General features: G+C 43.6%; 19 protein-coding genes. 18 read left to right on the plus strand and 1 reads right to left on the minus strand.

Annotated features, from left to right (window positions below):
- Positions 1 to 241 precede the first annotated feature (241 nt).
- The 15 genes from mqnC to glnA all read left to right on the plus strand — a co-directional run bounded on the left by mqnC (position 242) and on the right by glnA (position 18,212).
- Complete coding sequence (mqnC, locus tag QNH28_RS08185) at positions 242 to 1,378, plus strand: cyclic dehypoxanthinyl futalosine synthase (RefSeq protein ID WP_042125644.1); 1,137 nt, start codon at positions 242 to 244, stop codon at positions 1,376 to 1,378.
- A 207-nt stretch (positions 1,379 to 1,585) separates the two neighbouring features.
- Entirely contained in the window at positions 1,586 to 2,428 is an 843-nt protein-coding gene (locus QNH28_RS08190; protein ID WP_283910935.1) for an SPFH domain-containing protein, read from the plus strand.
- An 11-nt stretch (positions 2,429 to 2,439) separates the two neighbouring features.
- Entirely contained in the window at positions 2,440 to 2,610 is a 171-nt protein-coding gene (locus tag QNH28_RS08195; RefSeq protein ID WP_036684471.1) for a type II toxin-antitoxin system antitoxin, read from the plus strand.
- 496 nt (positions 2,611 to 3,106) lie between these two features.
- Positions 3,107 to 5,044: a threonine--tRNA ligase gene (gene thrS, locus QNH28_RS08200; RefSeq protein WP_283910936.1), complete on the plus strand. Its 1,938-nt coding sequence runs from the start codon at positions 3,107 to 3,109 to the stop codon at positions 5,042 to 5,044.
- Between the two features lie 410 nt (positions 5,045 to 5,454).
- Positions 5,455 to 6,048 (plus strand): 3D domain-containing protein, encoded by a 594-nt coding sequence (locus QNH28_RS08205; RefSeq protein WP_481858380.1) that lies wholly within the window; start codon positions 5,455 to 5,457, stop codon positions 6,046 to 6,048.
- A gap of 175 nt (positions 6,049 to 6,223) precedes the next feature.
- Complete coding sequence (locus QNH28_RS08210) at positions 6,224 to 6,367, plus strand: hypothetical protein (protein WP_156113077.1); 144 nt, start codon at positions 6,224 to 6,226, stop codon at positions 6,365 to 6,367.
- 237 nt (positions 6,368 to 6,604) lie between these two features.
- Positions 6,605 to 7,681, plus strand: a complete 1,077-nt coding sequence (gene liaF, locus QNH28_RS08215; protein ID WP_283910938.1) for a cell wall-active antibiotics response protein LiaF — start codon at positions 6,605 to 6,607, stop codon at positions 7,679 to 7,681.
- The gene (locus QNH28_RS08220) at positions 7,682 to 8,758 is read left to right on the plus strand and encodes a HAMP domain-containing sensor histidine kinase (protein ID WP_060625214.1); all 1,077 of its coding nucleotides are present in this window, start codon (positions 7,682 to 7,684) and stop codon (positions 8,756 to 8,758) included.
- Between the two features lie 3 nt (positions 8,759 to 8,761).
- The gene (locus QNH28_RS08225; RefSeq protein WP_283910939.1) at positions 8,762 to 9,415 is read left to right on the plus strand and encodes a response regulator; all 654 of its coding nucleotides are present in this window, start codon (positions 8,762 to 8,764) and stop codon (positions 9,413 to 9,415) included.
- Between the two features lie 827 nt (positions 9,416 to 10,242).
- Positions 10,243 to 11,913: a S1C family serine protease gene (locus QNH28_RS08230; protein WP_283910940.1), complete on the plus strand. Its 1,671-nt coding sequence runs from the start codon at positions 10,243 to 10,245 to the stop codon at positions 11,911 to 11,913.
- Between the two features lie 106 nt (positions 11,914 to 12,019).
- A complete protein-coding gene (locus QNH28_RS08235) occupies positions 12,020 to 12,709 on the plus strand; it encodes a response regulator transcription factor (protein ID WP_042125657.1) in 690 nt (229 codons plus the stop codon).
- Position 12,710: 1 nt separating this feature from the next.
- Positions 12,711 to 14,177 (plus strand): sensor histidine kinase, encoded by a 1,467-nt coding sequence (locus QNH28_RS08240; RefSeq protein ID WP_283910941.1) that lies wholly within the window; start codon positions 12,711 to 12,713, stop codon positions 14,175 to 14,177.
- A gap of 60 nt (positions 14,178 to 14,237) precedes the next feature.
- Positions 14,238 to 15,194: a 4-hydroxy-3-methylbut-2-enyl diphosphate reductase gene (locus tag QNH28_RS08245; RefSeq protein WP_283910942.1), complete on the plus strand. Its 957-nt coding sequence runs from the start codon at positions 14,238 to 14,240 to the stop codon at positions 15,192 to 15,194.
- A 263-nt stretch (positions 15,195 to 15,457) separates the two neighbouring features.
- A complete protein-coding gene (gene aroF, locus QNH28_RS08250; RefSeq protein ID WP_042186231.1) occupies positions 15,458 to 16,504 on the plus strand; it encodes a 3-deoxy-7-phosphoheptulonate synthase in 1,047 nt (348 codons plus the stop codon).
- 283 nt (positions 16,505 to 16,787) lie between these two features.
- Positions 16,788 to 18,212, plus strand: coding sequence for a type I glutamate--ammonia ligase (gene glnA / locus QNH28_RS08255; protein ID WP_060624822.1), 1,425 nt, complete (start codon positions 16,788 to 16,790; stop codon positions 18,210 to 18,212).
- Between the two features lie 165 nt (positions 18,213 to 18,377).
- Here the strand turns inward: glnA and QNH28_RS08260 are convergent, their stop codons facing one another.
- On the minus strand, positions 18,378 to 19,412 hold the full coding sequence (locus QNH28_RS08260) for a LacI family DNA-binding transcriptional regulator (protein ID WP_283910943.1): 1,035 nt from the start codon (positions 19,410 to 19,412) through the stop codon (positions 18,378 to 18,380).
- Between the two features lie 378 nt (positions 19,413 to 19,790).
- On the opposite strand from QNH28_RS08260, the gene QNH28_RS08265 reads away from it, so the two are divergent.
- The 3 genes from QNH28_RS08265 to QNH28_RS08275 all read left to right on the plus strand — a co-directional run bounded on the left by QNH28_RS08265 (position 19,791) and on the right by QNH28_RS08275 (position 23,009).
- Entirely contained in the window at positions 19,791 to 21,158 is a 1,368-nt protein-coding gene (locus QNH28_RS08265; protein WP_283910944.1) for an ABC transporter substrate-binding protein, read from the plus strand.
- 121 nt (positions 21,159 to 21,279) lie between these two features.
- Positions 21,280 to 22,173, plus strand: a complete 894-nt coding sequence (locus QNH28_RS08270) for a carbohydrate ABC transporter permease (RefSeq protein ID WP_283912086.1) — start codon at positions 21,280 to 21,282, stop codon at positions 22,171 to 22,173.
- Entirely contained in the window at positions 22,173 to 23,009 is an 837-nt protein-coding gene (locus QNH28_RS08275) for a carbohydrate ABC transporter permease (protein WP_042186238.1), read from the plus strand. The genes QNH28_RS08270 and QNH28_RS08275 overlap by 1 nt, the downstream gene beginning before the upstream one ends.
- Positions 23,010 to 23,032: the final 23 nt, after the last annotated feature.

Genomic DNA, 23,032 nt, shown 5'->3' on the forward strand with positions numbered 1-23,032 from the left:
TAGTAGAGAAATAGAGTATAACTAGCAGTATCGCTTAGTGCGATGCTGCTTTTCTTCTGGATGGGATATTGCTAAGAATGTAAAAGCATTTTTCAAGCTGTTCAGATTGTGATACGATGAGGAAATGAACTGTTCATTTCAATGAGAAAGGGTTGTCATCTTGAAAAGAGGCAACGTTTTTTCTTCCTGTAATTTTGTGATTCTACCAATACCCTAAGGGTTTAAAAGGAGGATGCGAACGATGAGTGCGATAGATCTTATTTTGGACAAAGCCCTACGGGGTGAACGTCTCCAATTGGAAGATACCATCCGACTGTTCGAGAGCAACGAAATTGAGAAAATGGGTGCAGCTGCAAACACCATAATGGAACGCTGGCATCCAGACCCGATGGCCACGTTTGTAATTGGTCGTAATATTAACTATACGAATGTATGTGATGTCTACTGTCGTTTCTGCGCATTTTATCGCAGACCAGGCTCGGATGAGGGTTATGTACTACCGGATGAGACGATTTACCAAAAAATCGCTGAGACCATCGCTGTAAATGGTACAGAAATACTGATGCAAGGCGGCACGAACCCTAATCTTCCTTTCAGCTATTATACAGATATACTTCGCGGAATTAAGCAACGTTTTCCTGAAATTACAATGCATTCCTTCTCTCCTGCAGAGATCATGAAGATGAAAGAAGTATCTGGATTATCGCTCGAGGAAGTGGTGCGTGAAATCCATGCTGCCGGTCTGGATTCATTACCAGGTGGAGGAGCAGAAATTCTCGATGACCGTACACGCCGCAAGATCAGCCGTCTTAAAGGCTCATGGCGCGAGTGGATGGACGTCATGCAGACAGCGCATAAGATCGGTATGAATACGACGGCTACGATGGTCATTGGACTTGGTGAGAGCATGGAAGAACGGGCATTGCACTTACTTCGTGTGCGTGAGGCTCAGGACGAGTGTATTGCCAATAAATACGATTCAGAAGGTTTCTTGGCCTTTATCTCTTGGACATTCCAACCGGACAATACCAATTTGAAGCTGGATAGACAAACGCCTGAGGAATATCTGAAGACAGTGGCGATTAGTCGCCTTGTTCTAGACAACATTAAGAACTTTCAGTCCTCATGGGTAACTATGGGACCAGAAGTTGGCAAGCTTTCCCTTCAATATGGCTGCAACGATTTCGGTAGTACGATGATTGAAGAGAACGTAGTATCTTCTGCGGGTGCGACTTACAAGGTCAACATCGAATCTATTACGCAACTAATCCGCGAAGCTGGCAAAATCCCGGCACAGCGGAATACACGCTACGATATTCTGCGCGTGTTCGATGATGCTAATGCGAAGATTGATAATGATTTCATCATGCAGAACTAATATATAAATTAAATCAACGCTTGTTGCTCGTTAATCCGTTTAGTGGATGATTGAGCGGCAAGCGTTTTTTTGTATGGTTAAGATTTCGAAGGTTTATTTTACCTGTGAACATAAATTCATTATTTTATTACATTTCTGTATACACATTATTATCCATAAGTGATATCATAATCATATCAAAAGAATATCTTGTGGGGGTGCTTTTTTATGAAAGAGAAGACGCTTCGTCCTGTCAGCGGATTTTGGGTAATCGCATTGATTGCAGTTTGTTTGGGTGGTGGAATCTACGGTGCTGTTCAGGAGTATGTCGCAGGATCGGTCATTCTGTTCGTTGTTGCGGCAATACTATGTACGAGTATTACAGTTGTACAACCCAATAAGTCGGTTGTAGTCACCTTTTTCGGCAAATATGTAGGGACTATTGCAACGAGTGGATTGTTCGCAGTCATTCCGTTCAGCGTACGTAAGACAGTTTCCCTACGCGTTCGTAACTTTAACAGTGTGAAGCTCAAGGTCAACGATGTTGAAGGTAATCCGATTGAAATTGCTGCCGTTATCGTCTTTAAGGTGATTAACTCCGCAAAAGCCCTTTTTGATGTAGATAAATACATGGCTTTCGTAGAGATTCAGAGTGAAACGGCGCTGCGTCATGTAGCCAGCAAATACCCTTATGATAACTTCAATGAATCTGGTATGTCCCTGCGTGCCAATGCAGATGAAATTGCTAAAGAATTAGCGACTGAGCTACAAGAGCGGTTGTCCTTATCTGGGGTAGAGGTCATTGAAGCCCGGCTTACACACTTGGCTTATTCAACAGAAATCGCCAGCACCATGTTGCAGCGTCAGCAAGCATCTGCCATTCTGTCTGCTCGTCAAATCATTGTAGAAGGTGCAGTTGGCATGGTCGATATGGCAATTAAGCAGCTTAAAGAGAGCGGAGTAGTAGAGCTAGACGAAGAACGGAAAGCGGCAATGATCAATAATCTGATGGTGGCGATCGTGTCGGAGCGCGGAGCGAGTCCGGTCATTAACACCGGCTCGTTGTATTAAGGCGGTGCATCATGGCGGCCAAGAAAAGCTTTCCATTGCGGATTGATCCGGATCTGCATGAGGCGTTAGAACGTTGGGCGGGAGAGGAATTTCGCAGTGTAAACGGACATATCGAATACTTGCTGCGTGAGTCTTTGAAACGTGCAGGCCGCTTACCTGAAAAGAAACGACGAGAAGAGTAACTTGTTAAGGACATTCAAGCGCTATTTCCAGATGCAATACTGTCCTTGCAGGTGACTGCTAGCCGGGGTTTACAAAATTTTGACCCCTCTACAGACTTGACTGTCAGAGAGGACAGATTTATAATTACTCCATAATTCACGTTAACAGCTTTGACAAAGATATGAATAGATTGTTCTGGACCGTATCAGAGAGAGGGAACATAGGCTGTAATTTCCTCCGGTATCCTACTATCGATTTACCCCTTTGTAGCTGCGGTTATGAATTCCCAGAAATGGGATAGTAAGAACCGCCGGTTCATGGTCGTTATTCCATGCTTACGAAGGATTCTGTCTTAACTCTGCTATAAGAGCGGATTGAGAGAATCGAATTTGGGTGGAACCACGGGTGCAATCGCTCGTCCCTTTGCGGGACGGGCGTTTTTTGTATGCGTGGACATTTCCGTTCCGCAAAATTTACAATGGCCGCTTGGCTTAAGGATATGAAGGAGGAATTTAAATGGTAAGTATTAAACTTCCGGACGGCTCCGTTCGGGAATACGCAGAAGGTAGTAATATTGATGATGTAGCAGCTTCTATTAGTAGTGGACTTCGCAAGAACGCAGTGGCAGGGAAATTGAATGGTATTGTCGTGGATCTGTCCACTCCACTTGAGGAAGGCGCATTGATTGAGATCGTAACTTTGGATTCACCTGAAGGTTTGGAAGTTATGCGTCACAGTACTGCCCACCTGATGGCGCAAGCTGTAAGACGTTTGTACGGAACAAAGGAAGTTAAGCTTGGTGTAGGTCCGGTAATCGAAGATGGCTTCTACTACGATATGGATTTGGAACATCCGCTTAATCCTGAGGATCTGTTAAAGATTGAAAAGGAAATGGATCGTATTATCTCTGAGAACCTTCCAATCGTACGTAAGGAAGTTAGTCGCAAGGAAGCGTTGGAAATATTCGGTGAGCTAGGCGATCCTTACAAGCTTGAACTGATCGAAGCACTGCCTGAAGATAGTGTGATTTCGATTTATGAACAAGGTGAATTCTTCGACTTGTGTCGCGGACCACACGTTCCGTCGACTTCCAAGATCAAAGTCTTCAAATTGATGAATGTAGCCGGTGCTTACTGGCGCGGCGATAGCAAGAATAAAATGCTTCAACGCGTATACGGTACAGCTTGGATCAAAAAAGCACAGCTTGATGAGCATCTTCGTCTGCTTGAAGAAGCGAAGAAACGCGATCACCGTAAATTGGGTAAAGAGCTTGAAATCTTCACATTTAATCAATTGGTTGGCCAAGGCTTGCCGATCTGGCTGCCTAAGGGTGCTAAACTGCGCAGTATTCTGGAACGTTACATTGTGGATCTGGAAGCAAGTCTAGGATACCAGCATGTATATACTCCGGTTCTTGGTAATGTTGAACTATATAAAACTTCTGGACACTGGGAGCACTATCAAGATGACATGTTCCCTAAAATGACTATTGATAATGAAGAGTTTGTTCTTCGTCCAATGAACTGCCCGCATCATATGATGATTTATAAGAGCTCCATGCACAGCTACCGTGATCTACCGATCCGTATTGCTGAACTGGGTATCCAGCACCGTTATGAAATGTCAGGAGCACTGACTGGCTTGCACCGTGTGCGTTCGATGACTCTTAATGACTCCCATATTTTCTGTCGTCTGGACCAGATTAAAGGCGAGTTCATTCGTGTAATCGAGTTGATTAAACAGGTATACAGTGACTTTGGCATTAATGACTACCGTTTCCGGTTGTCTTATCGTGACCCTAAGGATACTGAGAAATATTATGCGAATGACGAAATGTGGGAAACTGCACAGCGTATGCTGCGTGAAGTTGTAGAAGAAGCTGGCCTGCCATTCTACGAAGCAGAAGGCGAAGCTGCCTTCTACGGTCCGAAGCTGGATGTACAGATCAAGACTGTACTTGGTAAGGAAGAGACTCTCTCTACTGTACAGATCGACTTCTTGCTGCCTGAACGCTTTGAATTGGAATATATCGGTGACGATGGTCAGAAACATCGTCCAGTCGTTCTACACCGCGGTATTTTAGGTACTATGGAGCGCTTTGTTGCTTTCTTGTTAGAGAACTTTGCAGGATCACTGCCGCTTTGGCTGTCTCCACAGCAGGTTAAAGTTATTCCTGTATCTACTGCTTTCGACGATTATGCTAAGGAAGTTACGGACAAGCTGCGTCGCCGTGGTATCTCTGCTGAGGCAGATTTGCGTAATGAGAAGCTTGGCTATAAGATCCGTGAAGCTCAGCTGGAGAAGCTGCCATACATGTTCGTAGTTGGCGAGAATGAGATGAATGCCGAGACAGTTTCCATCCGTAAGCGTGGGGAAGGCGATATCGGCGCTAAGCCACTTCAAGAAGTGATTGAGCTATTGGCTCAGGAAATTTCAGATCGTGTAATCTCCTAATTACTTGAAATAATCCACACCAAAAGTACGGTTATTAACGACCTCTGTCATATGCCCATGAGGATCTAAAAATTGATCTTCATGTATAAAATTTTGTGAATCGGGAAACCTTCGCTAATAAGGGGGAGGTTTATCAAATGAACAAAATGGGCATATTTCAGAGGTTTTGGTGTCTTTTCGTCACAATAGTCCTACTGTTGACTGCTGCAGGTATCATTCCTGAATCAAAGCGTCAAGCAGTTGTGGCCAATGGGACAGGAGACACATTACTGCACACAGATATTAACAAAACGCTTTCGAATGAGGTGCAACATACCCAGGCTAACTCTGGTTCAATGAGAACCAAAGATCAACAAGCCATTCTCGCCACTGGCCGTGCTACTTTGTTGTCAAATGAGCCACATTCCAGCATACCTATCGTTCCTGCGACAACAAAAAATAAACCAGTAGCTACAAAGTCACCACAGAGCACTAAAGCTCCATCCACCAAAGCTCCATCCACCAAAGCTCCAACTACCAAAGGGAATAGTTCATCAAAATCTCCGAATTCTATTCCTGTTGCTGCACCGGCTGCTGACCAGATTATTACTTCAATGAAAGTGATGGCGACGGGTTATACTGCGGGTTATGAATCTACAGGTAAAACATCTAAACATCCCGAATACGGAATCACCTATTCAGGTGTGAAAGTACGTAGAGATAAGAATACAGTCTCCACTATTGCTGCTGACCCTAAGGTAATCCCGTTAGGGAGTATACTTTATATACCTGGTTACGGATACGGCATCGTTGCTGATACAGGATCTGCCATTAAAGGGCGGAAGATTGATTTGTATTTTGCTACTACGAAACAGGTATATAAGGAATGGGGCAAAAAATCAGTTGTGGTTCAGCTCATTAAGCGAGGCAACGGTACATGTACGGAAGTCATGCTGAAGAAGCTTACCCAGGCGATTGAGACCTATAATGCTGTACCGCAATCCCTGCTGGAAGAATCTATTTAAGATTCAGGGTTGTATTTCAATGAATTTGGTGGATTGATCTTATTTTCACTTGGTCATGCATAATAGTGACATCACCTTGCCATAATACGGACTGGGGCAGAGTAATAGCCTCAACCGAGATGTTCTCTTAGTAAGCATTATCTATGCTGCATAAGGGATAAGGGAGGTGAATTCCGTGGCTAATAATAAAAAGTCTAAAGTTCAAGAAAATTACAAAACACCGAATGAAAAATACAATGCTGAGTTTGCTGTTGAGAATGACGGCGCTACTAAGCAAAGTGGAAATACTTCTAAACCAGCTCAGAAACCGCAACAATAATGCGCTACTGAAGCAGAAGACTGCTGAATAAAGAGACTGTCCCAAATCAGTTTATACTGAGGGACAGTCTTTTTTCATATATAATGAAGTAAATGGAATATTACCCCATTCCTCTCGGTCTAGAGACTGAGAGGAAGTTCCTTCTCTCGCCGCTGTTTATGAGCGCTTCCTTCCTGTAGACTAAGGCTATAAGATTGAAGAAGAGAGCGTTCCACTAATTTAAAGGGGAAATGGAATATGAAAAGAAGGTTCACAAGTCAGATCTTTGGCGGCTTGATCCTGATAGGGATTGGAGCCATGTTTCTACTCAGACAATTGGGTTACACCGATTTCAGCTTAGGTTATGTGATCTCAAATTATTGGCCTGTAATTCTGATCCTAATGGGGATGAAGCGACTTCTCGGTACGGGCGACGAACATTCAAAAGGTGGGTCTTCACCTATCGGCGGTTTTTTCTTTCTGGCGATCGGAGTGTTCTTCCTTGGACGAAATTTGGACTGGTTCGATATTTCAGCCGGGGATTTTTTCAAAATGTTCATTCCAATCATGCTGATTGGTGGCGGTCTTTATGTGATTTTTAAACCACGAGGTTCAGTACCACCAGTGCCGCCTGCTCCACCATCACCACCGGATCACTTTCCTTCAGGAAAAAGCTCGTTGGATGTGGAGCCGCCAAAGCCACTGGATTCCACGCTAGATGAACAATTCGAACAGAAATTCGGCAAACCTTCTGGTGGGCGAGACTGGAATATTAATCTTCAAAAAGATGAAGAAGAGGATGAAGACGGAACTGGAGCTTTTAAGTCCACCGCTGAATCACGTTGGCAGGAGAAACAGGAGCGCCATGAGCGCAGACGTCAGGAACGTCATGAGCGTCACGCCAGAAGACATGGGGAGTGGCATGAGGAGTTCCATGAGGCAACGGATAACAAGGAGTCAACCAATCGCTCTGCTTTTATCGGGGATGTTCATATGGGTCGCGAGCATTTCCAACTGAAGAACACGAATGTCTCACAGTTTATAGGCGATACTGTTTTGGATCTGACGAACGCGCAAATTGCTTATGGAGAAACGAGAATTAATATCTCCGCTTTTATAGGCGACATCAAGGTGTATATTCCGAATGATATGGATCTTGGGATCTCAGTGAACAGTAGTTCATTTATCGGTGATATGGAAGTTCTGGATCAGTCCCGGAGTGGATTTATGAGCAGTGTTCAATGCAAGACGCCTTATTATAAAGAAGCGGGCAAAAAAGTCCGCATTAACGTAAGTGCTTTTATAGGTGACATTAAAGTTAAAACGGTGGGTTAGATGGGAACAATCTTCAGTAATACCAAATGGTTGTTGTTGTTTTACTTTCTGCTCACTGGAGCCGTAAGCGCCGGGTTGATGTATGCAGGCACTTGCCTTGGGTATATCGAAGTTATGGATTATCGCATGTGGCTGTACTTATGTCTTGGGATCGTGTTGTTCACTGTAGTAATCGGCTATATGGCAGGTCAGCGGATTCAGCGCCGGATTGATCATCTGGATCTAAATATGCTGCAGGTGGCAAAAGGGAATCTGTCCGTCCGGATGCCAGAGAGTGATGACCAGTCTTTTGCGAGAGTGTACCACGAATTTAATGTCATGATGGATACGGTTGAGAACAAGATGCAGCTTCTGCAGCGTTTGGGTGAACAAGAGGTTATTGAGAAGGAACAGGCAGCGGAGAGTGCGGTGTTGGAGGAAAGAAGGCGTATGGCCCGGGATTTGCATGATACGGTGAGCCAACAGCTTTTTGCCATCCATATGTCGGCTTCTTCGCTGCCTAAAGTGCTGAAGGTTAACGAAGCTCAAGGTCAATTGGTAATGGATCAGCTAATTGCCATGTCACAGATGGCACAAAAGCAGATGAGAGCGCTCATTGCACAGTTGCGACCAGTGGAGCTAGAAGGCAGGAATCTTTTCGAAGCACTGGAAAAATGGTTCCCTGATTATTGCCGCCAAAATGGCTTAAAAGGAATGAAGGAGCTTGAACTGCAAGGAGAATTGTCTGAGGCAATTGAACATCAGCTGTTCCTGATTATTCAGGAGGCGATGGCGAATATTGTGAAGCATGCTGAAGCTAGACTGGTCAGTCTATCGCTGCGTGAAGGGTCAAGACAGGTTGTGCTGAGTATTAGCGACGATGGTCAAGGCTTTGAACATATACAGCAAAAACAGGGTTCGTACGGTCTTACCACCATGCGCGAACGTGCGGAGAAACTAGGTGGACAAGTGGAGATTATTAGCCGTAAGGGTGCGGGAACGACCATACGTGTACATATCCCTAAGTTTGTGCAAGGGAATTCTGAGTCAGAGGAAAAAAGAGCGTTAGGAACAGATACAGAGGACGAGGAGGAATAGGGCATGAGCGTCATAAGAGTGTTGCTTGTGGATGATCATGATATGGTGCGGATGGGTCTCAAAACATATCTGATGCTGGAGCCGATGTTTGAGGTTATAGGAGAGGCAGCAAATGGACAGCAAGCGTTGGAGATGCTGCGTGCTGGTGGACATGAAGGCTTGCCCGATCTCGTGCTAATGGATCTGATGATGCCTGTGATGAATGGTGTGGAGACTACTCGTGCAGTGCTATCGGAATTTCCTGGTCTCAAAATCGTAATCTTGACCAGCTTCCTTGAGGATGACCTTGTTGTGGACGCTATAGAGGCTGGAGCAGTCAGCTATGTGCTCAAAACCGTGTCAGCAGAGGAGCTGATCTACGCACTGCAAGGCGCATTCCGTGGTATGCCAGTCATGACTGGTGATGTATCGCAAGCGTTGACACGTGGCATTCGCCAGCGTACCGTGCAAGGTGATTCCTCCGGCTTAACGGAGCGTGAGAAGGAGGTCCTGCTGCTTATTGCTGAGGGCAAGACCAATAAGGATATCGGTGAGGAGCTACATATCAGCATCAAGACGGTGAAGACGCATGTCAGCAACCTGTTGATGAAATGCGAGCTGGATGACCGTACTCAGTTGGCTATTTATGCGCATCGTAAGGGCTGGGCTCAGGGTTAGGGTTTGGTGTTTAAGATTGTAATGGGCTAGATTATAGGTGTTTAAAGGTAGGTTATAGGGAAAACCTACCTTTAAATTTGAGTTTTATGCTTGTCTACAGGGTTATAGGGAAAACCTCCGTATAAATTCCTTGTTTTTCTTATAAACTGCTATATTGCTGAGAATTATAGGGAGGTATTCCCTTTAAATCTTGATTTCTTGTGGTTTTAAGCTAATTATAGGGAGATTTTCCCTATAATAAAGCGGTTTGGCTTATCTAGCTTCGCTGTCCATACGTTTAGTTGTCAAACAAGCTAGCTTGTCGCTAAATTTTCAGTTTGTAGTTTGTAGTTTGTAGTTTGTAGTTTGTTTTTTGTTCTTTGTTCTTTGTTCTTTGTTTTTGTCTTTGTCTTTGTTTTTATCTTTTATCTTGTATGTGTTGGAAGTTCGGGCCGCGTTGTTTTCCGCGCCCGCGCTTTTTTTTTTACTTCCCTGCCTAGGGATTGGGTATCAGAGCGAAAAGTTTACGTCCGCCTTTGAAATCATGTTCCACCCGCAGGGTCAATTCATAGGAACATGATTTCAACAGCGGTGTAGCCTGAAACCCAGTCCCACCCAACAGTGGGTGCCTTCTGAACCCAGTCCCACCCAACAGCGGTGTGTCTTATGAACCAAGTCCCCTAACAGCTTCCTCCTGATACCCAATCCCGTCTATCCGTCTATTCGCCTATATCTTTTATCTCCGCTTAAATTGTTTTTAATGTGACCTTAAGGTTTAAAGTACAAAATAAGAAACAAGAAAACAAATTAATCCTTGTCAGGCGACAGGATGCAGGAGGTAAATAAACATGGACGATAACAAAAACAACAACTTTAATCGTGACAATGGACCAGCACCAGATCGGGATTGGGACAATAATAACCATAATAGCAATAATAATCAGGCATCCGAATCCGGATCATCATACTACTATTCTTATGGACCTTTTAAATCATTGAACAAAGATGATAATCATGCAGACGGAAGTGCTCAGCATTACAACCGGATGGAGCCGGAGCGGGTCGAGGTTACACCTCCACAGCCTGTAAAACAACTCCCATATAACAGTTCATATCGCAGTACAGGCTTCGATGGTAATGGCGGTGGACGAGGTGGAAACGGCGGAGGCGGCTCTGAAGGTGGCGGTGGCTGGCAATTTAATAAAAAGCCAAAAAGCTCAGTTAAAACCATATTTGTTTCCTTCTTAGCGGGTATGGTTGTTCTCTCAGGTTCTATGTTCATGGCAGATCGAGGCAACTGGTTCACAGGGGATACAGCTTCAACTGTCGCTAGCTCAGAATCGAATGGAACGGCGAAGACGACGAATGAGAGTGCTAGTACAACACCTAATACTACCACTACATCATTGGTGAAAGGATCTCGTGATGTGACTGGCGTAGTTGATGCGGTTGGACCAGCAGTCGTCAAGATTGAGACGCTAGTGAAATCCGGTTCACGTAATGGAAGTTCCTCCAGTCCGAATTTGAGTGATCCGTTTTCTCAATTCTTTTTCGGAGATCAATACGGTGGAAGTGGTTCTTCACAAAATGAGCAGGACTCGAAGTCAGGTTCAAACTCTTCATCGCAGCTCATCCCTTATGGAATTGGAACAGGCTTCATTTATGAGAAATCCGGATATATTTTGACGAATCAGCACGTTATTGAAAATGCCGATGTCATCCAAGTTACAGTGGATGGCGTGACCAAACCATACGAAGCAAAATTGCTAGGCTCTAGTAAAGATCTGGATTTGGCAGTATTGAAGATTGAAGGTGATAGTGATTTCCCTACAGTTGCTCTGGGAGATTCGGATAGCTTGAAAGTAGGTTCAGAAGTGGTTGCTATCGGTAACCCACAAGGCTTCGACCATACAGTAACCTCTGGTGTTCTTAGTGCAAAAGGACGCAGCATCGATATCAACGAAGAAGACGGTAGTGGAACACGCAACTACAAAAACCTGCTGCAAACGGATGCTTCTATCAACCCTGGTAACTCCGGTGGTCCGCTGCTCAATATGAATGGACAGGTAATTGGTATGAACGTAGCTGTTAGCACAGATTCCCAAGGTATAGGTTTTGCTATCGCTGTGAATACGATTAAAGAAGTCGTAGATAAACTGGAAGCGAACCAAGCGATTCCTAAAGAACCGGTACCATTCATTGGTGCAACGCTTATGACGATTACAGATGAAGTAGCTAAGCAAATGGGTACAGATATTAAAGAAGGATCTGTAGTTGCAGATATTATCTTTAAATCGCCAGCGTATGCCGCTGACTTGCGCCCTTACGATATCATTACTGGTGCAAATGGAACCAAATATGCTACAAACCAAGATCTGATCGCTTTCATTCAAACGTTAAAAGTCGGTGACAAAGTAACGCTGAATGTGGTGCGTGATGGTAAAAATATGGATCTTTCCGTAACAATCGGCAACAAAAATGATTTCGATACGACTACTGGGCAAAGTCAGCAGCAATAACACCGGACGGTGAATAACGCGGAAGGGGCAACCCTTCCGTTTTTGTCTAATCATGGTGTGACTGCTACAATATAAATAAATAGAAATGAACAATGGGGGCTGCTTGATGCGACCGAATATTCTTATTATTGATGATGATGAAAAAATTATTTCCATGCTTCGCCGAGGGTTAGCCTTTGAAGGTTACGATGTTAAGACTGCAGTGAACGGAGCGGATGGTTTACGAGCGATTCTGAGCAGCGATCCAGATGTGGTGATTTTGGATGTTATGATGCCTCAGGTCGACGGATTTGAAGTTTGTCGTCGTTTGCGCGAAGGGGGCAGCAATGTGCCTGTTCTAATGCTTACGGCCAAGGATGAAATTGAGCATCGTGTGAAAGGGCTTGATCTGGGTGCAGACGATTATTTAGTAAAACCATTTGCACTGGAAGAATTGCTTGCACGTGTACGAGCGTTGCTACGACGTAAGAGTGAGCAAAGTGGAGGCAGTGAGCAAGCGGTTACTTACGAGGATATTACACTTGATGTAGATTCACGGGAGGTCACACGCGCCGGTAAAAGATTGGAGCTGACAGCAAAGGAATTCGAGCTGTTACATCTCTTTATGCAAAATCCGAAACGTGTACTTTCGCGGGATCTGATCATGGATAAAATATGGGGTTATGATTACAGCGGTGAATCTAATGTACTTGAGGTATACATAGCTATGCTACGTCAAAAGACGGAGGAGCATGGCGGTAAACGCCTCATTCAAACGATCCGGGGTGCCGGTTACATTCTAAGAGGTGACAACTAACATGTCTATAAGATTGCGGCTGACTGCTTGGTATTCAGGGATTTTGGCCGTTATGCTGCTGGCCTTATCAGCCGCAATTTACGGTTTTGTCTATTTTAATACGTATGGTGACTTGAAGGATCGTATACAAAAACAGGGAGAACAGCTCGTAGCCAACCTGAACCCTAATTGGGCGTATGACGGCTCGTTGCAGAGTGTGAGCATAAACCCTTTCTTCGGAAACAAACTGGAGGAAGCTAATATTCTGGTGCAAACCTATATTTATAATAATGAGAACCTGCAAAAGTCAGAGAACTTGCATTATCTAGATATCCAGTTCGATGTTCCAAAACTGGTTGATATTGAAAAAGCGCATGGGTTCAAACAGACTACGCTTGGCGGATATCATTTGATGATTTATCAGATTCCGATATATGACTCGAATAAGAGCCCTGTGGCGCTTCTGCAGGTGGCAACACCGTCAAATTCGGAAGACAAGCTTATGGAAAGGCTGAAAAACATCCTGGTTTTCGGCACATTTGCGACTCTAATCGCGGCATTCACCTTTGGCTTGTTCTTAGCCCGTAAAGCTATGAGTCCTATCGGTAAGGTTATTGAGGCGGCAAACGGTATCCAGACTGGGACAGATCTAAGCTCCCGAATTGAATATGATGGACCTCCGGACGAAATAGGTCGTCTAATTGAGACTGTCAATAACATGCTTGGGCGTATGGAAGGATTCTACACAGAGTTAGAGGATTCGTATGCGGCTCAGCGTCGATTCGTTTCCGATGCCTCACATGAGTTGCGGACTCCGCTAACAACTATTCGTGGGAATATCGATCTACTGCAAAAAGTATGGGAGATGGAACCGGGCGAAGGGAAGATGAGCGAGGCTGAAATTCGCCAGCTCTCGATGGAATCGGTAAAGGATATCGCGGACGAGTCTAAGCGTATGAGTCGACTGGTAGCGGATATGCTCTCGCTCGCTCGTGCAGATACGGGGCGCACTTTTGAAATCGAGCCCGTAGCACTTGAACCAATGATGACTGAGATTGCGCGTCGGGCATCCTTCCTGCCTCGTCAAGCGGAGTGGGTTACAGGGGATATGTCCGTCTTAAATGGAAAATATGTTGTGGGTAATAAAGATTATTTACAACAAATGTTATTTATTTTTATTGATAATGCTTTTAAATACACGCCTTCTGGCGAGGTAAGTTTGGACACCATCTTCTATCAGAATCAAGTGGGTATTCGGATCACCGATACGGGTATTGGTATGGATAAAGATGAGGTTCCATATATTTTCGACCGTTTCTATCGTGCAGATGAATCGCGTGGAATTACAGAAGGGATTGGGCTTGGTTTATCCATTGCTAAGTGGATTATTGACGAACATGGTGGGTCAGTAGAAGTTGTTACACGTCAAGGCGAGGGAACCACTTTTGTGATCTGGTTGCCGCTTCTCTTTGCTCCGCCGCTGGAATAGGGTATAATTTAAAGTGTGTCCTATTACAGAAGTCAACGAAAGCAGAAAGTTGGTGAAGTCATGGAAGTCATTAAAATTTCTCCACGGGGATATTGTTACGGAGTAGTCGATGCTATGGTGATGGCACGGCAGGCTGCGCAAAATCTCGATCTTCCCCGGCCGATTTATATACTGGGCATGATTGTTCATAATAGTCATGTCACGAATTCGTTTGAGGACGATGGCATCATTACCTTGGACGGTCATAACCGTCTTGATATTCTCGATAAAGTAGACAGAGGAACCGTTATATTCACTGCTCACGGAGTTTCACCTGAGGTTCGCAAGATGGCTAGGGATAAAGGATTGACTACGGTCGATGCTACCTGTCCTGATGTGACAAAGACGCATGATCTCATTCAGGAGAAAGTCGATGATGGTTATGAGGTTATATATATCGGCAAGAAAGGCCACCCTGAACCGGAGGGTGCTGTCGGTATTGCGCCAGAGCATGTGCATTTAATTGAAAAAGAAGATGAGATTGCAACCCTAACCATCCCTTCTTCACGGATTGTAATTACGAATCAGACCACTATGAGTCAGTGGGATATTAAAAATATTATGAAAAAGCTTCTAGAGACCTTCCCAGGCGCCGAAGTGCATAATGAGATATGTATGGCTACTCAGGTGCGTCAGGAGGCTGTAGCCGAACAGGCGGGGCAATGTGATCTAGTGATTGTTGTTGGTGATCCACGAAGCAACAACTCTAATCGTCTGGCACAGGTGTCCGAAGAAATTGCAGGTGTTCCTGCTCATCGGATTTCTGATGTGTCTGAGCTTAACACAGATTGGCTGAAGGGTGTAAATATTGTGGGTGTTACTTCTGGTGCATCTACACCTACACCGATTACCAAAGAAGTTATTAATTATTTGGAGCAGTACGATTCCGAGAATCCAGAGACATGGGAGATCAAACGTACAGTGAATATGGCAAAACTACTTCCTCCGGTTAAGAATAAGAGTGCAAGTACTAATTAATACGCTGTAAGCGAACTTATATATTTGTGGTAGAACAAGAGCGCGTAACCTCTCTATCGAGGTTACGCGCTTTTCTATTTAGATAAAGCGGTTTCAACTTATAAATCAGGAAATAGGATTGACGGTAAGGGATTTTTAGAGTAAAATCGCTTTATCGGTTAAAAGCATAAAAGCTTAAAAGCTTAAAAGCGAACACGCGTCGTAGTGTGAGTGCGTTCGGCGGAATTATTATAAATTTTAAATGTAGAGAGGAAGTTATTCATATGATCGTCATTACATCCAATCAAACGCCAGAAGAGCAGGTTAAAGATATTATCGCAGTTATCGAAAAAGAGGGCTTGCAGGTGCATCTCTCTAAAGGTGCAGATCACACTGTTATTGGTTTAGTAGGAAGTGTCACTCCTAAGCTCGCAGAGCATTTGCGGCAAATGAAGGGTGTGGAGAACGTCGTGAAGATCTCCAAGTCCTATAAGCTAGCTAGCCGCGATTTCCATCCAGAGGATACCATTATCGATATCAAGGGTGTGAAGATTGGTGGAGAGAATCTCGTGATTATGGGCGGACCATGTGCCGTTGAGTCTCCAGAGCAGATTGATGAGATTGCCCGTCTAGTTAAAGCTTCAGGTGCTCAGGTACTGCGTGGAGGCGCGTTTAAGCCCCGTACAGGTCCATACAGCTTCCAAGGCGTAGGTGTAGAAGGTTTGACTATGATGGCTGAAGCAGGAAAGCGTCATGGCCTATTAACCATTACAGAGGTTATGACACCAGAGTATGTAGATATTTGTGCAGAGCATGCTGATATCCTCCAGGTGGGTACACGGAACATGCAGAACTTTGATTTGCTGCGCAAGCTGGGTACTTGCGGAAGACCTGTCCTTCTGAAACGTGGTTTCAGTGCAACCTACGACGAATTGCTCAATGCAGCAGAGTACATTTTGGCAGGCGGAAATAAGGATGTAATGCTCTGTGAACGTGGTATTCGTACATTTGAGACATACACTCGCAATACACTGGATCTATCGGCCATTCCGGTTCTACAAAGCTTAAGCCACCTTCCGGTAATCTCTGACCCAAGTCACGGCACTGGACGTCGTGAGTTAGTTGAACCTATGGCTAAAGCTTCGGTTGCTGCTGGTGCAAATGGTCTAATCATCGAAATGCACACAGATCCGGACAATTCCATGACAGGTGATGGTGTTCAATCGTTATTCCCTGAGCAGTTCGATAATCTACTTAAGGATCTGGAAAAGCTTGCTCCGATTGTTGGACGTAAGTTTTCAACTTCGCCAGAAACCGTTTCGGCGCTATAATATTTAAGCATATAACTACCTTGGAAGTCCTCTAAACCCGCGGTACAGCGGGATTGTAGGGCTTCTTTGCTATTGGATGAGTTAGAGATGTTATGAATATTAGCGAAAATAACGGATTTCACGAAAGCGTCAGAATATCTTACATTGCTGAAAGAAATACCTGACATAAGCATTGACGATGTTAGGTATGAGATTTATAATGACGACAGCAAATAAAAATGAAACAAGAACATTTGCATACTGTGAGGGGCTTAATGTTCGGAACTTGGGGGAGGAAAAATTCATGTCGGTTGAAAAAGTGTTGCAAACAATTAAAGAAAACAATATCGAGTGGGTAGATTTTCGATTCGTAGATTTAGGTGGCCGTGCTCACCACATTTCTCTGCCTGCTTCTGAAGTGGAAGATGAAACTTTTGTAAATGGGGTAGCATTCGACGGTTCTTCCATCAAAGGATTCCGTGGTATTGAAGAATCAGACATGGTTATGATGCCTGATCCGAACAGTGTGTTCATTGATCCGTTTACAGCTCATCCAACGCTGAACGTTATGTGCGACATTTTCACTCCTGATGGTGAACGCTATGAGCGCGATCCTCGCGGTATTGCTGTGAAAGCAGAAGAATTCCTTCAGAAGAGCGGAGTTGGAACATCAGCATTCTTCGCACCTGAGTCTGAATTCTTTATCTTTGACGATGTTCGTTACGAGAGTGGTATGAACAGCTCCTCATTCTTCGTAGACTCTGAAGAAGCGGCTTGGAATACGGGTCGTAAAGAAGAGGGCGGAAACCTTGCATTTAAAGTTGGTGTTAAGGGTGGATATGTACCTGTAGCACCTGTGGATTCCCAACAGGATATCCGTAGTGAAATGTGTCGTTTGCTTGCTGAAGTGGGACTGCGTATTGAACGTCATCACCACGAAGTGGCAACTGCAGGTCAAGCGGAAATCAACTTCCGTTTTGATACCTTGAAGAAAACTGCTGATAATCTCATGACTTATAAATATATTGTACAAAACACTGCACGTCAGTACGGTAAGGTAGCAACCTTCATGCCAAAACCGCTGTTCGGTGATAATGGTAGCGGAATGCACGTACACCAATCGATCTTTGACGGAGACACGCCTTTGTTCTACGAAAAAGGTGCTTATGCTAACTTGAGCGAAATGGCTCTTCACTACATCGGCGGTATTTTGTACCATGCACCAGCTTTGATCGCTTTGACTAACCCAAGTACCAACTCATTTAAACGTTTGGTTCCTGGTTACGAAGCACCGGTTAACTTGGTATATTCCAAAGGAAATCGTTCTGCAGCAGTTCGTATCCCAGTAGCAGCTGTGACACCAAAAGGCTGTCGTATTGAGTTCCGTACACCGGACTCCACGGCTAACCCTTACTTGGCATTCTCCGCAATGCTGATGGCAGGTCTAGATGGAATCAAGAACAAGATCAACCCACAAGAACTGGGTTACGGTCCTCTGGATAAGAACATCTATGAATTGTCCGATGCAGACAAAGAAAAGATCCGCAGCGTTCCAGGCAGCCTGGGCGAAGCGCTTGATTCTTTGGAAGCTGATTACGAGTTCCTTACTGAAGGTGACGTATTTACTAAGGACTTCATTGATAACTACATTGCTCTGAAACGTTCCGAAGCTCAAGAGGTTGCCATTCGTGTTCATCCACATGAATATTCTCTGTACTTCGACCTGTAAGATTGCTTAAACAAATGAAGGTGTTCCTAAGCCATTTCCATGGCTCGGGAACACCTTTTGTGTTGATTTAGGATATAGAAGACTCTAAACAAAAAATGAGGATATCTTTGGCCATTGATATGGCTATGGATATCCTCATTTTTGCTAAAGGTATCTCTAAACGTTCTATACTAAACCCCGCTCAGGAGCGCCGCAGGATTCTCTTATGATGAGCTCTGGCTCTACGCTGAAAGAGCTCGTACCCGATTGATTGTTTATTAGATCATATAGCATTAACGCGGCCAGACGACCGATCTTATCTTTATTTTGTTTAATCGTAGTCAAGAGTGGTGTTGTGTAATTGCAGGCTTCGATATCATCGCAGCCAATAATCGCGACGGTACTAGGAACAGCAATAGCAGATTCCTTAAGGGCACGCATAGCCCCGATAGCTAGCTGATCAGAAGCCGCGAAGATCGCTCTGGGTAAATTTCCATTCGCAATCATTCTACGCATGGTCTCATAACCGCTGGCTTCAAAGAAATTGCTACCATTTAAGAACCAGTTTTCGTTGATCGGTAGTCCCAAATCTTCAAGCGCTTTGCGGAAACCACTTTCACGTATATTAGAGATTTCTGACTCTGAGGAGCTGCCGATATAACCAAGTTCTCGATAGCCTAATAAGTAAAAGTGTTCGACTACCTTGGTGGACAGCTTGAAATTATCAGACATGATGTAACCAGAATTGTCGCCTGATAGCTTTAAATCTACACCGATGCAAGGAATAGAGCTATTATCTAATTCGCTGATAGAAGTTTCTAGTTCTTGTCCGGTAATAAGTAGGCAACCATCTACATTAAAATGCAAACAACGGGCAAGATAATCATTAGTATCGCCACTTTGAAATTTTTCGTTAGAGAAAAAGATCAGGTCGTAACCTAGCAGTCCCATTTGTTTTTTGAAGGAATTTAGGACCTCTATGAAAAAAGGATGGGTAAAGTCAACATTCAGCATTCCTGCAAAAATAACACCAATGAGATTTGATGATTTTGTTGCTAATGTTTTTGCTGAATTGGAGGGAGTATATCCAGTTTCCTTTATGATTCGTTGTACCCTAGTCTTGGTGTCTTCCGAAATGTCGCTGTAGTTATTTATGATTTTAGATACTGTCGAAACAGAAACTCCAGCTATTTTCGCTATATCTTTAATGTTATAGGCCAACTTTATTCCTCCTTATAATGCGAAATACTCCGTAATCTATGATAAAAGTGTAGTTGTGCCAGACTTTTTTATGAATTTCAAGAATGAATTACGAAACCTTTTCGTAAATGATTTTATAATTATATAGGTAGATAGTCAATGGGATGTTTGAGGATTAAGCAGAAATATCCTTGATTTTAAAGGGTTTTGGAGGGATTTAGTTCAAAATTAGTTCAAAGATAAAGAATAAAAAAAGACTTTACAAAGATAAATAACGATGTAATAATAAAAACAACGAAACCGCTTTCTGTATTATCTTCGTTAAAGTTTCGTGATTTCAGGGATTAAGATGGTGTTTCGTTGAAAGGTCATAACAATTCATCTGGGGGGTAACAAAAAATGGTAAAGAAGCTTTCTGCGGTATTGTTAAGCTCAGCGCTAGTGCTCTCATTAGCAGCATGTGGAAGCGGCAACAACACAAATGGTGAGGCTACTTCAGGCAACGGAACAAATAAGCCTGCGTCTGGTGACAAGAAAGTTATTAAGATCTTGCACTGGAAACAAGAGAACATTAACAAAGTCATTACAGACATTAATAAGAAGTTTGAAGAGAAATATCCAGAATATAAAGTGGAGTACACAACCACTGGTCCGGATGATGAATTTAAACAAGCACAAAGAGCTAGAATCACAGCTGGTGACGTAGACGTCCTTGCCGATTTGTCCGGTATGAGATTGTCTCCGAAAGATTGGACACCAGGTGCGAAAGTGCCAGACTGGCAACAATGGATTGATTCCGGTTTGATAGCTGATCTGAGCAACGAAGCTTTCGTTAAAAACTACAATGCGAATGATATTGCCAAAGCGGGTACTTACAACGATAAAGTGTATGCGATCCCAACCGGTAAAGTAGCAATGTCAGGTTTCTTCTATAATAAAGAAATCTTTGAACAAAACGGTTTGACTGTTCCAACAACATGGACAGAGTTCATCAGTGTTCTAGATACTTTGAAATCCAAGAGCATTGTACCAATCGTAGTGGCTGGTAAAGATGTATGGCCTTTGAAACTGCCAGTGTTCGGTTTGCAAGCTAAGATTCTAGGTGGCGGCGACCAACAAAAATGGATTGAAGGCGTTTGGAAAGGCACTTCGGCGTTCAACGATGCTGAAGCTGTAGAAGTATTGGATAAAATGAAGACTCTTCAAGATAACTACATCATCGATGGTTTCTTGGGTATTGACTATGCAACAGCACCTTCGTACTTCGCAACAGGAAAAGCAGCTATGATTGCTGACGGAACTTGGGATGCACCTACGATTGCTGCAGCTAATCCAGATGTGAAATTTGGTTACTTCCCAATCCCAGCTACTGAAGATGCTGCTAAGAACGCTTCTCTTGTCGGCAAATACGATGTAACTTGGTATGCAGCAGAGAAAGGTCCGAACAAAGAAGGCGCTTTGAAATGGCTGGAATTCTTCTCTCAACCAGAGAACTACACTGAATATGTTAAGGCTGCTGGATTTGTACCAACACAAGATAACATTGCAACTGGCAGTGACTTCATTGACAACGAGCTTTCAAAATACATGGCAGAAGACTTTGAACTTGCTTATGAAATCATAATGATTAACCGCGACAATGTAGGCGAGCACATTGCTGCTGAAGGCGTACACACTGAATACCTTGCACCAGGTGGCGAATTCAAAACCGCTAAAGAACTTGCAGATGTACAACAAAAAGAATGGGAAGCTGCAGCTCCTAAATAAGCTGTTATCCCAATAAACAGACATCTAAAACATACTGTGCACCATCATGTACCACAACTTCGGGGTCTGTTCGTACAGGCCCCGATCATTTTATTGAATTAGGATTGGGTAGGTGAGAGAAATGTATCCGTTCGGAAAAGGTATCAAACGATATTTACCGCTTCTGCTGCTTATGATTCCATTATCGTTGTATGTTGTTTTTTATTTTGGACCCTCTATGATGACGGTCATTTATTCATTTACAGATATTACTAACGTTCCTGGGAGCAAGTTGAATTTCGTTGGCCTTGACAATTATTACAGTGTTTTTAACTCCGGAAATTCAGGCGAACGTTGGGATTCCATTATACGAACAGTTTATTTCATGGTCATTGTTACAATCGTACAAAACGGTGTCGGTCTCCTTATGGCCGTAGTGATTAATCAGAAGCTGAAAGGCGATTATTTTTATCGCGCAGTTTTCTTTTTGCCGGTTGTTCTCGGTGTATCGGTAGTTGCACTGGTATGGGGCTTGATGTTCGATCCGCTAAGTGGTCCCGTAAATCAACTGTATGATTCATTGTTCGGTTATAAAGATATGTTCTTTGGAAGCTTCACCCATGCGTTTGGTTATATTATATTCACGCAAATTTGGATGTACATGGGTTACTCCATGTTGATTTTCCTTGCAGGACTTCAATCCGTACCGAAAGATCTGTATGAGGCTGGATATATTGATGGAACTACGAAGTGGCAATCTTTTAAGAACATTACGTTCCCTCTTATTGCTCCATCGTTCACCATTAATATTATTTTGTCCATTATCGGTGCGATGTCGACCTTTGACATTATTCTCGCAACTACGGACGGTCGCTTTAACACAAGAACGATGGCTTATGACGTGTATAAAGAGACGTTCCGTGGTTCTCTACAGATGGGACTTCCATCCGCGCTTTCGGTGGTACAGTTCCTTATGATTCTGGTCTTCGTTGTATTTGCAGTTAAACAAATGCGTAAGAGAGAGGTGGAGTATTAATGAAAGATTCCAAAACCGCCAAAACTCTCTCTTATATTTTGATTGCAGTATTGCTTGTTTTGTATATCATGCCGCTATTGTTTGTTATAAACATTTCATTCAAGTCTTTTTCAGATTACCTGCTAGACCCGATCGGACTTGTGAAAAGTATTCAATGGGATAACTACAAGGAAGCTTGGTTAAAAGGTAATTTCTCTAATTATTTCATTAACAGTTTGCTGTACACAGTTGTAGCAACAGTGCTTACACTGATTGTTTCGTTATTCGGAGCTTTCCCGGTAGCGAGAAATTATGTGAAGTGGAGCGGGTTTATTTATTTGTTCTTCTTGATGTCACAGTTCTTGCCTAACCCTATGGTGGCACAGTTCAAATTGATGCTTACCTTGAAACAAGAGCTTGGATTTGTGGGCTATGATACGAAGCTGGGTTATATTCTCCTAAAAACAGGAGGAACAGGGATCGTCTTCATGATGTTCGTAGGTTATATTAAAGGGATCAGCCGTGAGATGGATGAAGCTGCAGGTATGGATGGTGCTGGGTATATGCGGTATTTATTCCAGATCATTATGCCACTGATGAAACCTGTTATCGCAACAGGTGTTATCCTGACGGCGATTACGATTTGGAATGACTTTGTAGGTCCAATCATGTATTTGCCAAGTCCGGAACATTATCCAATTACCTTCGGGCTTAAAGAATTCCGCGGTCAATACGGAAACAACTGGCCTATGTTGGCGTGCGGTATCATGATCGTATCTGCACCCCTTATCGTCCTGTACACCTTCATTCAAAAGTATATCGTTGACGGTGCATTGGCAGGTGCGGTTAAAGCTTAAGTAGATGTGTAAATGAGAGGATG

Origin of the sequence: Paenibacillus sp. G2S3, assembly GCF_030123105.1 — a bacterium.
Classification (GTDB): domain Bacteria; phylum Bacillota; class Bacilli; order Paenibacillales; family Paenibacillaceae; genus Paenibacillus_AQ.

Bases quoted from the DNA above. Each gene is read 5' to 3' on its own strand.
- thrS (WP_283910936.1), top strand. From the start codon at position 3,107: ATGGTAAGTATTAAACTTCCGGACGGCTCCGTTCGGGAATACGCAGAA.
- QNH28_RS08270 (WP_283912086.1), top strand. From the start codon at position 21,280: ATGTATCCGTTCGGAAAAGGTATCAAACGATATTTACCGCTTCTGCTG.
- QNH28_RS08245 (WP_283910942.1), top strand. From the start codon at position 14,238: ATGGAAGTCATTAAAATTTCTCCACGGGGATATTGTTACGGAGTAGTC.
- QNH28_RS08195 (WP_036684471.1), top strand. From the start codon at position 2,440: ATGGCGGCCAAGAAAAGCTTTCCATTGCGGATTGATCCGGATCTGCAT.
- QNH28_RS08275 (WP_042186238.1), top strand. From the start codon at position 22,173: ATGAAAGATTCCAAAACCGCCAAAACTCTCTCTTATATTTTGATTGCA.
- QNH28_RS08220 (WP_060625214.1), top strand. From the start codon at position 7,682: ATGGGAACAATCTTCAGTAATACCAAATGGTTGTTGTTGTTTTACTTT.
- QNH28_RS08240 (WP_283910941.1), top strand. From the start codon at position 12,711: ATGTCTATAAGATTGCGGCTGACTGCTTGGTATTCAGGGATTTTGGCC.
- QNH28_RS08265 (WP_283910944.1), top strand. From the start codon at position 19,791: ATGGTAAAGAAGCTTTCTGCGGTATTGTTAAGCTCAGCGCTAGTGCTC.
- QNH28_RS08225 (WP_283910939.1), top strand. From the start codon at position 8,762: ATGAGCGTCATAAGAGTGTTGCTTGTGGATGATCATGATATGGTGCGG.
- QNH28_RS08230 (WP_283910940.1), top strand. From the start codon at position 10,243: ATGGACGATAACAAAAACAACAACTTTAATCGTGACAATGGACCAGCA.
- mqnC (WP_042125644.1), top strand. From the start codon at position 242: ATGAGTGCGATAGATCTTATTTTGGACAAAGCCCTACGGGGTGAACGT.
- liaF (WP_283910938.1), top strand. From the start codon at position 6,605: ATGAAAAGAAGGTTCACAAGTCAGATCTTTGGCGGCTTGATCCTGATA.
- QNH28_RS08235 (WP_042125657.1), top strand. From the start codon at position 12,020: ATGCGACCGAATATTCTTATTATTGATGATGATGAAAAAATTATTTCC.
- QNH28_RS08190 (WP_283910935.1), top strand. From the start codon at position 1,586: ATGAAAGAGAAGACGCTTCGTCCTGTCAGCGGATTTTGGGTAATCGCA.
- glnA (WP_060624822.1), top strand. From the start codon at position 16,788: ATGTCGGTTGAAAAAGTGTTGCAAACAATTAAAGAAAACAATATCGAG.
- aroF (WP_042186231.1), top strand. From the start codon at position 15,458: ATGATCGTCATTACATCCAATCAAACGCCAGAAGAGCAGGTTAAAGAT.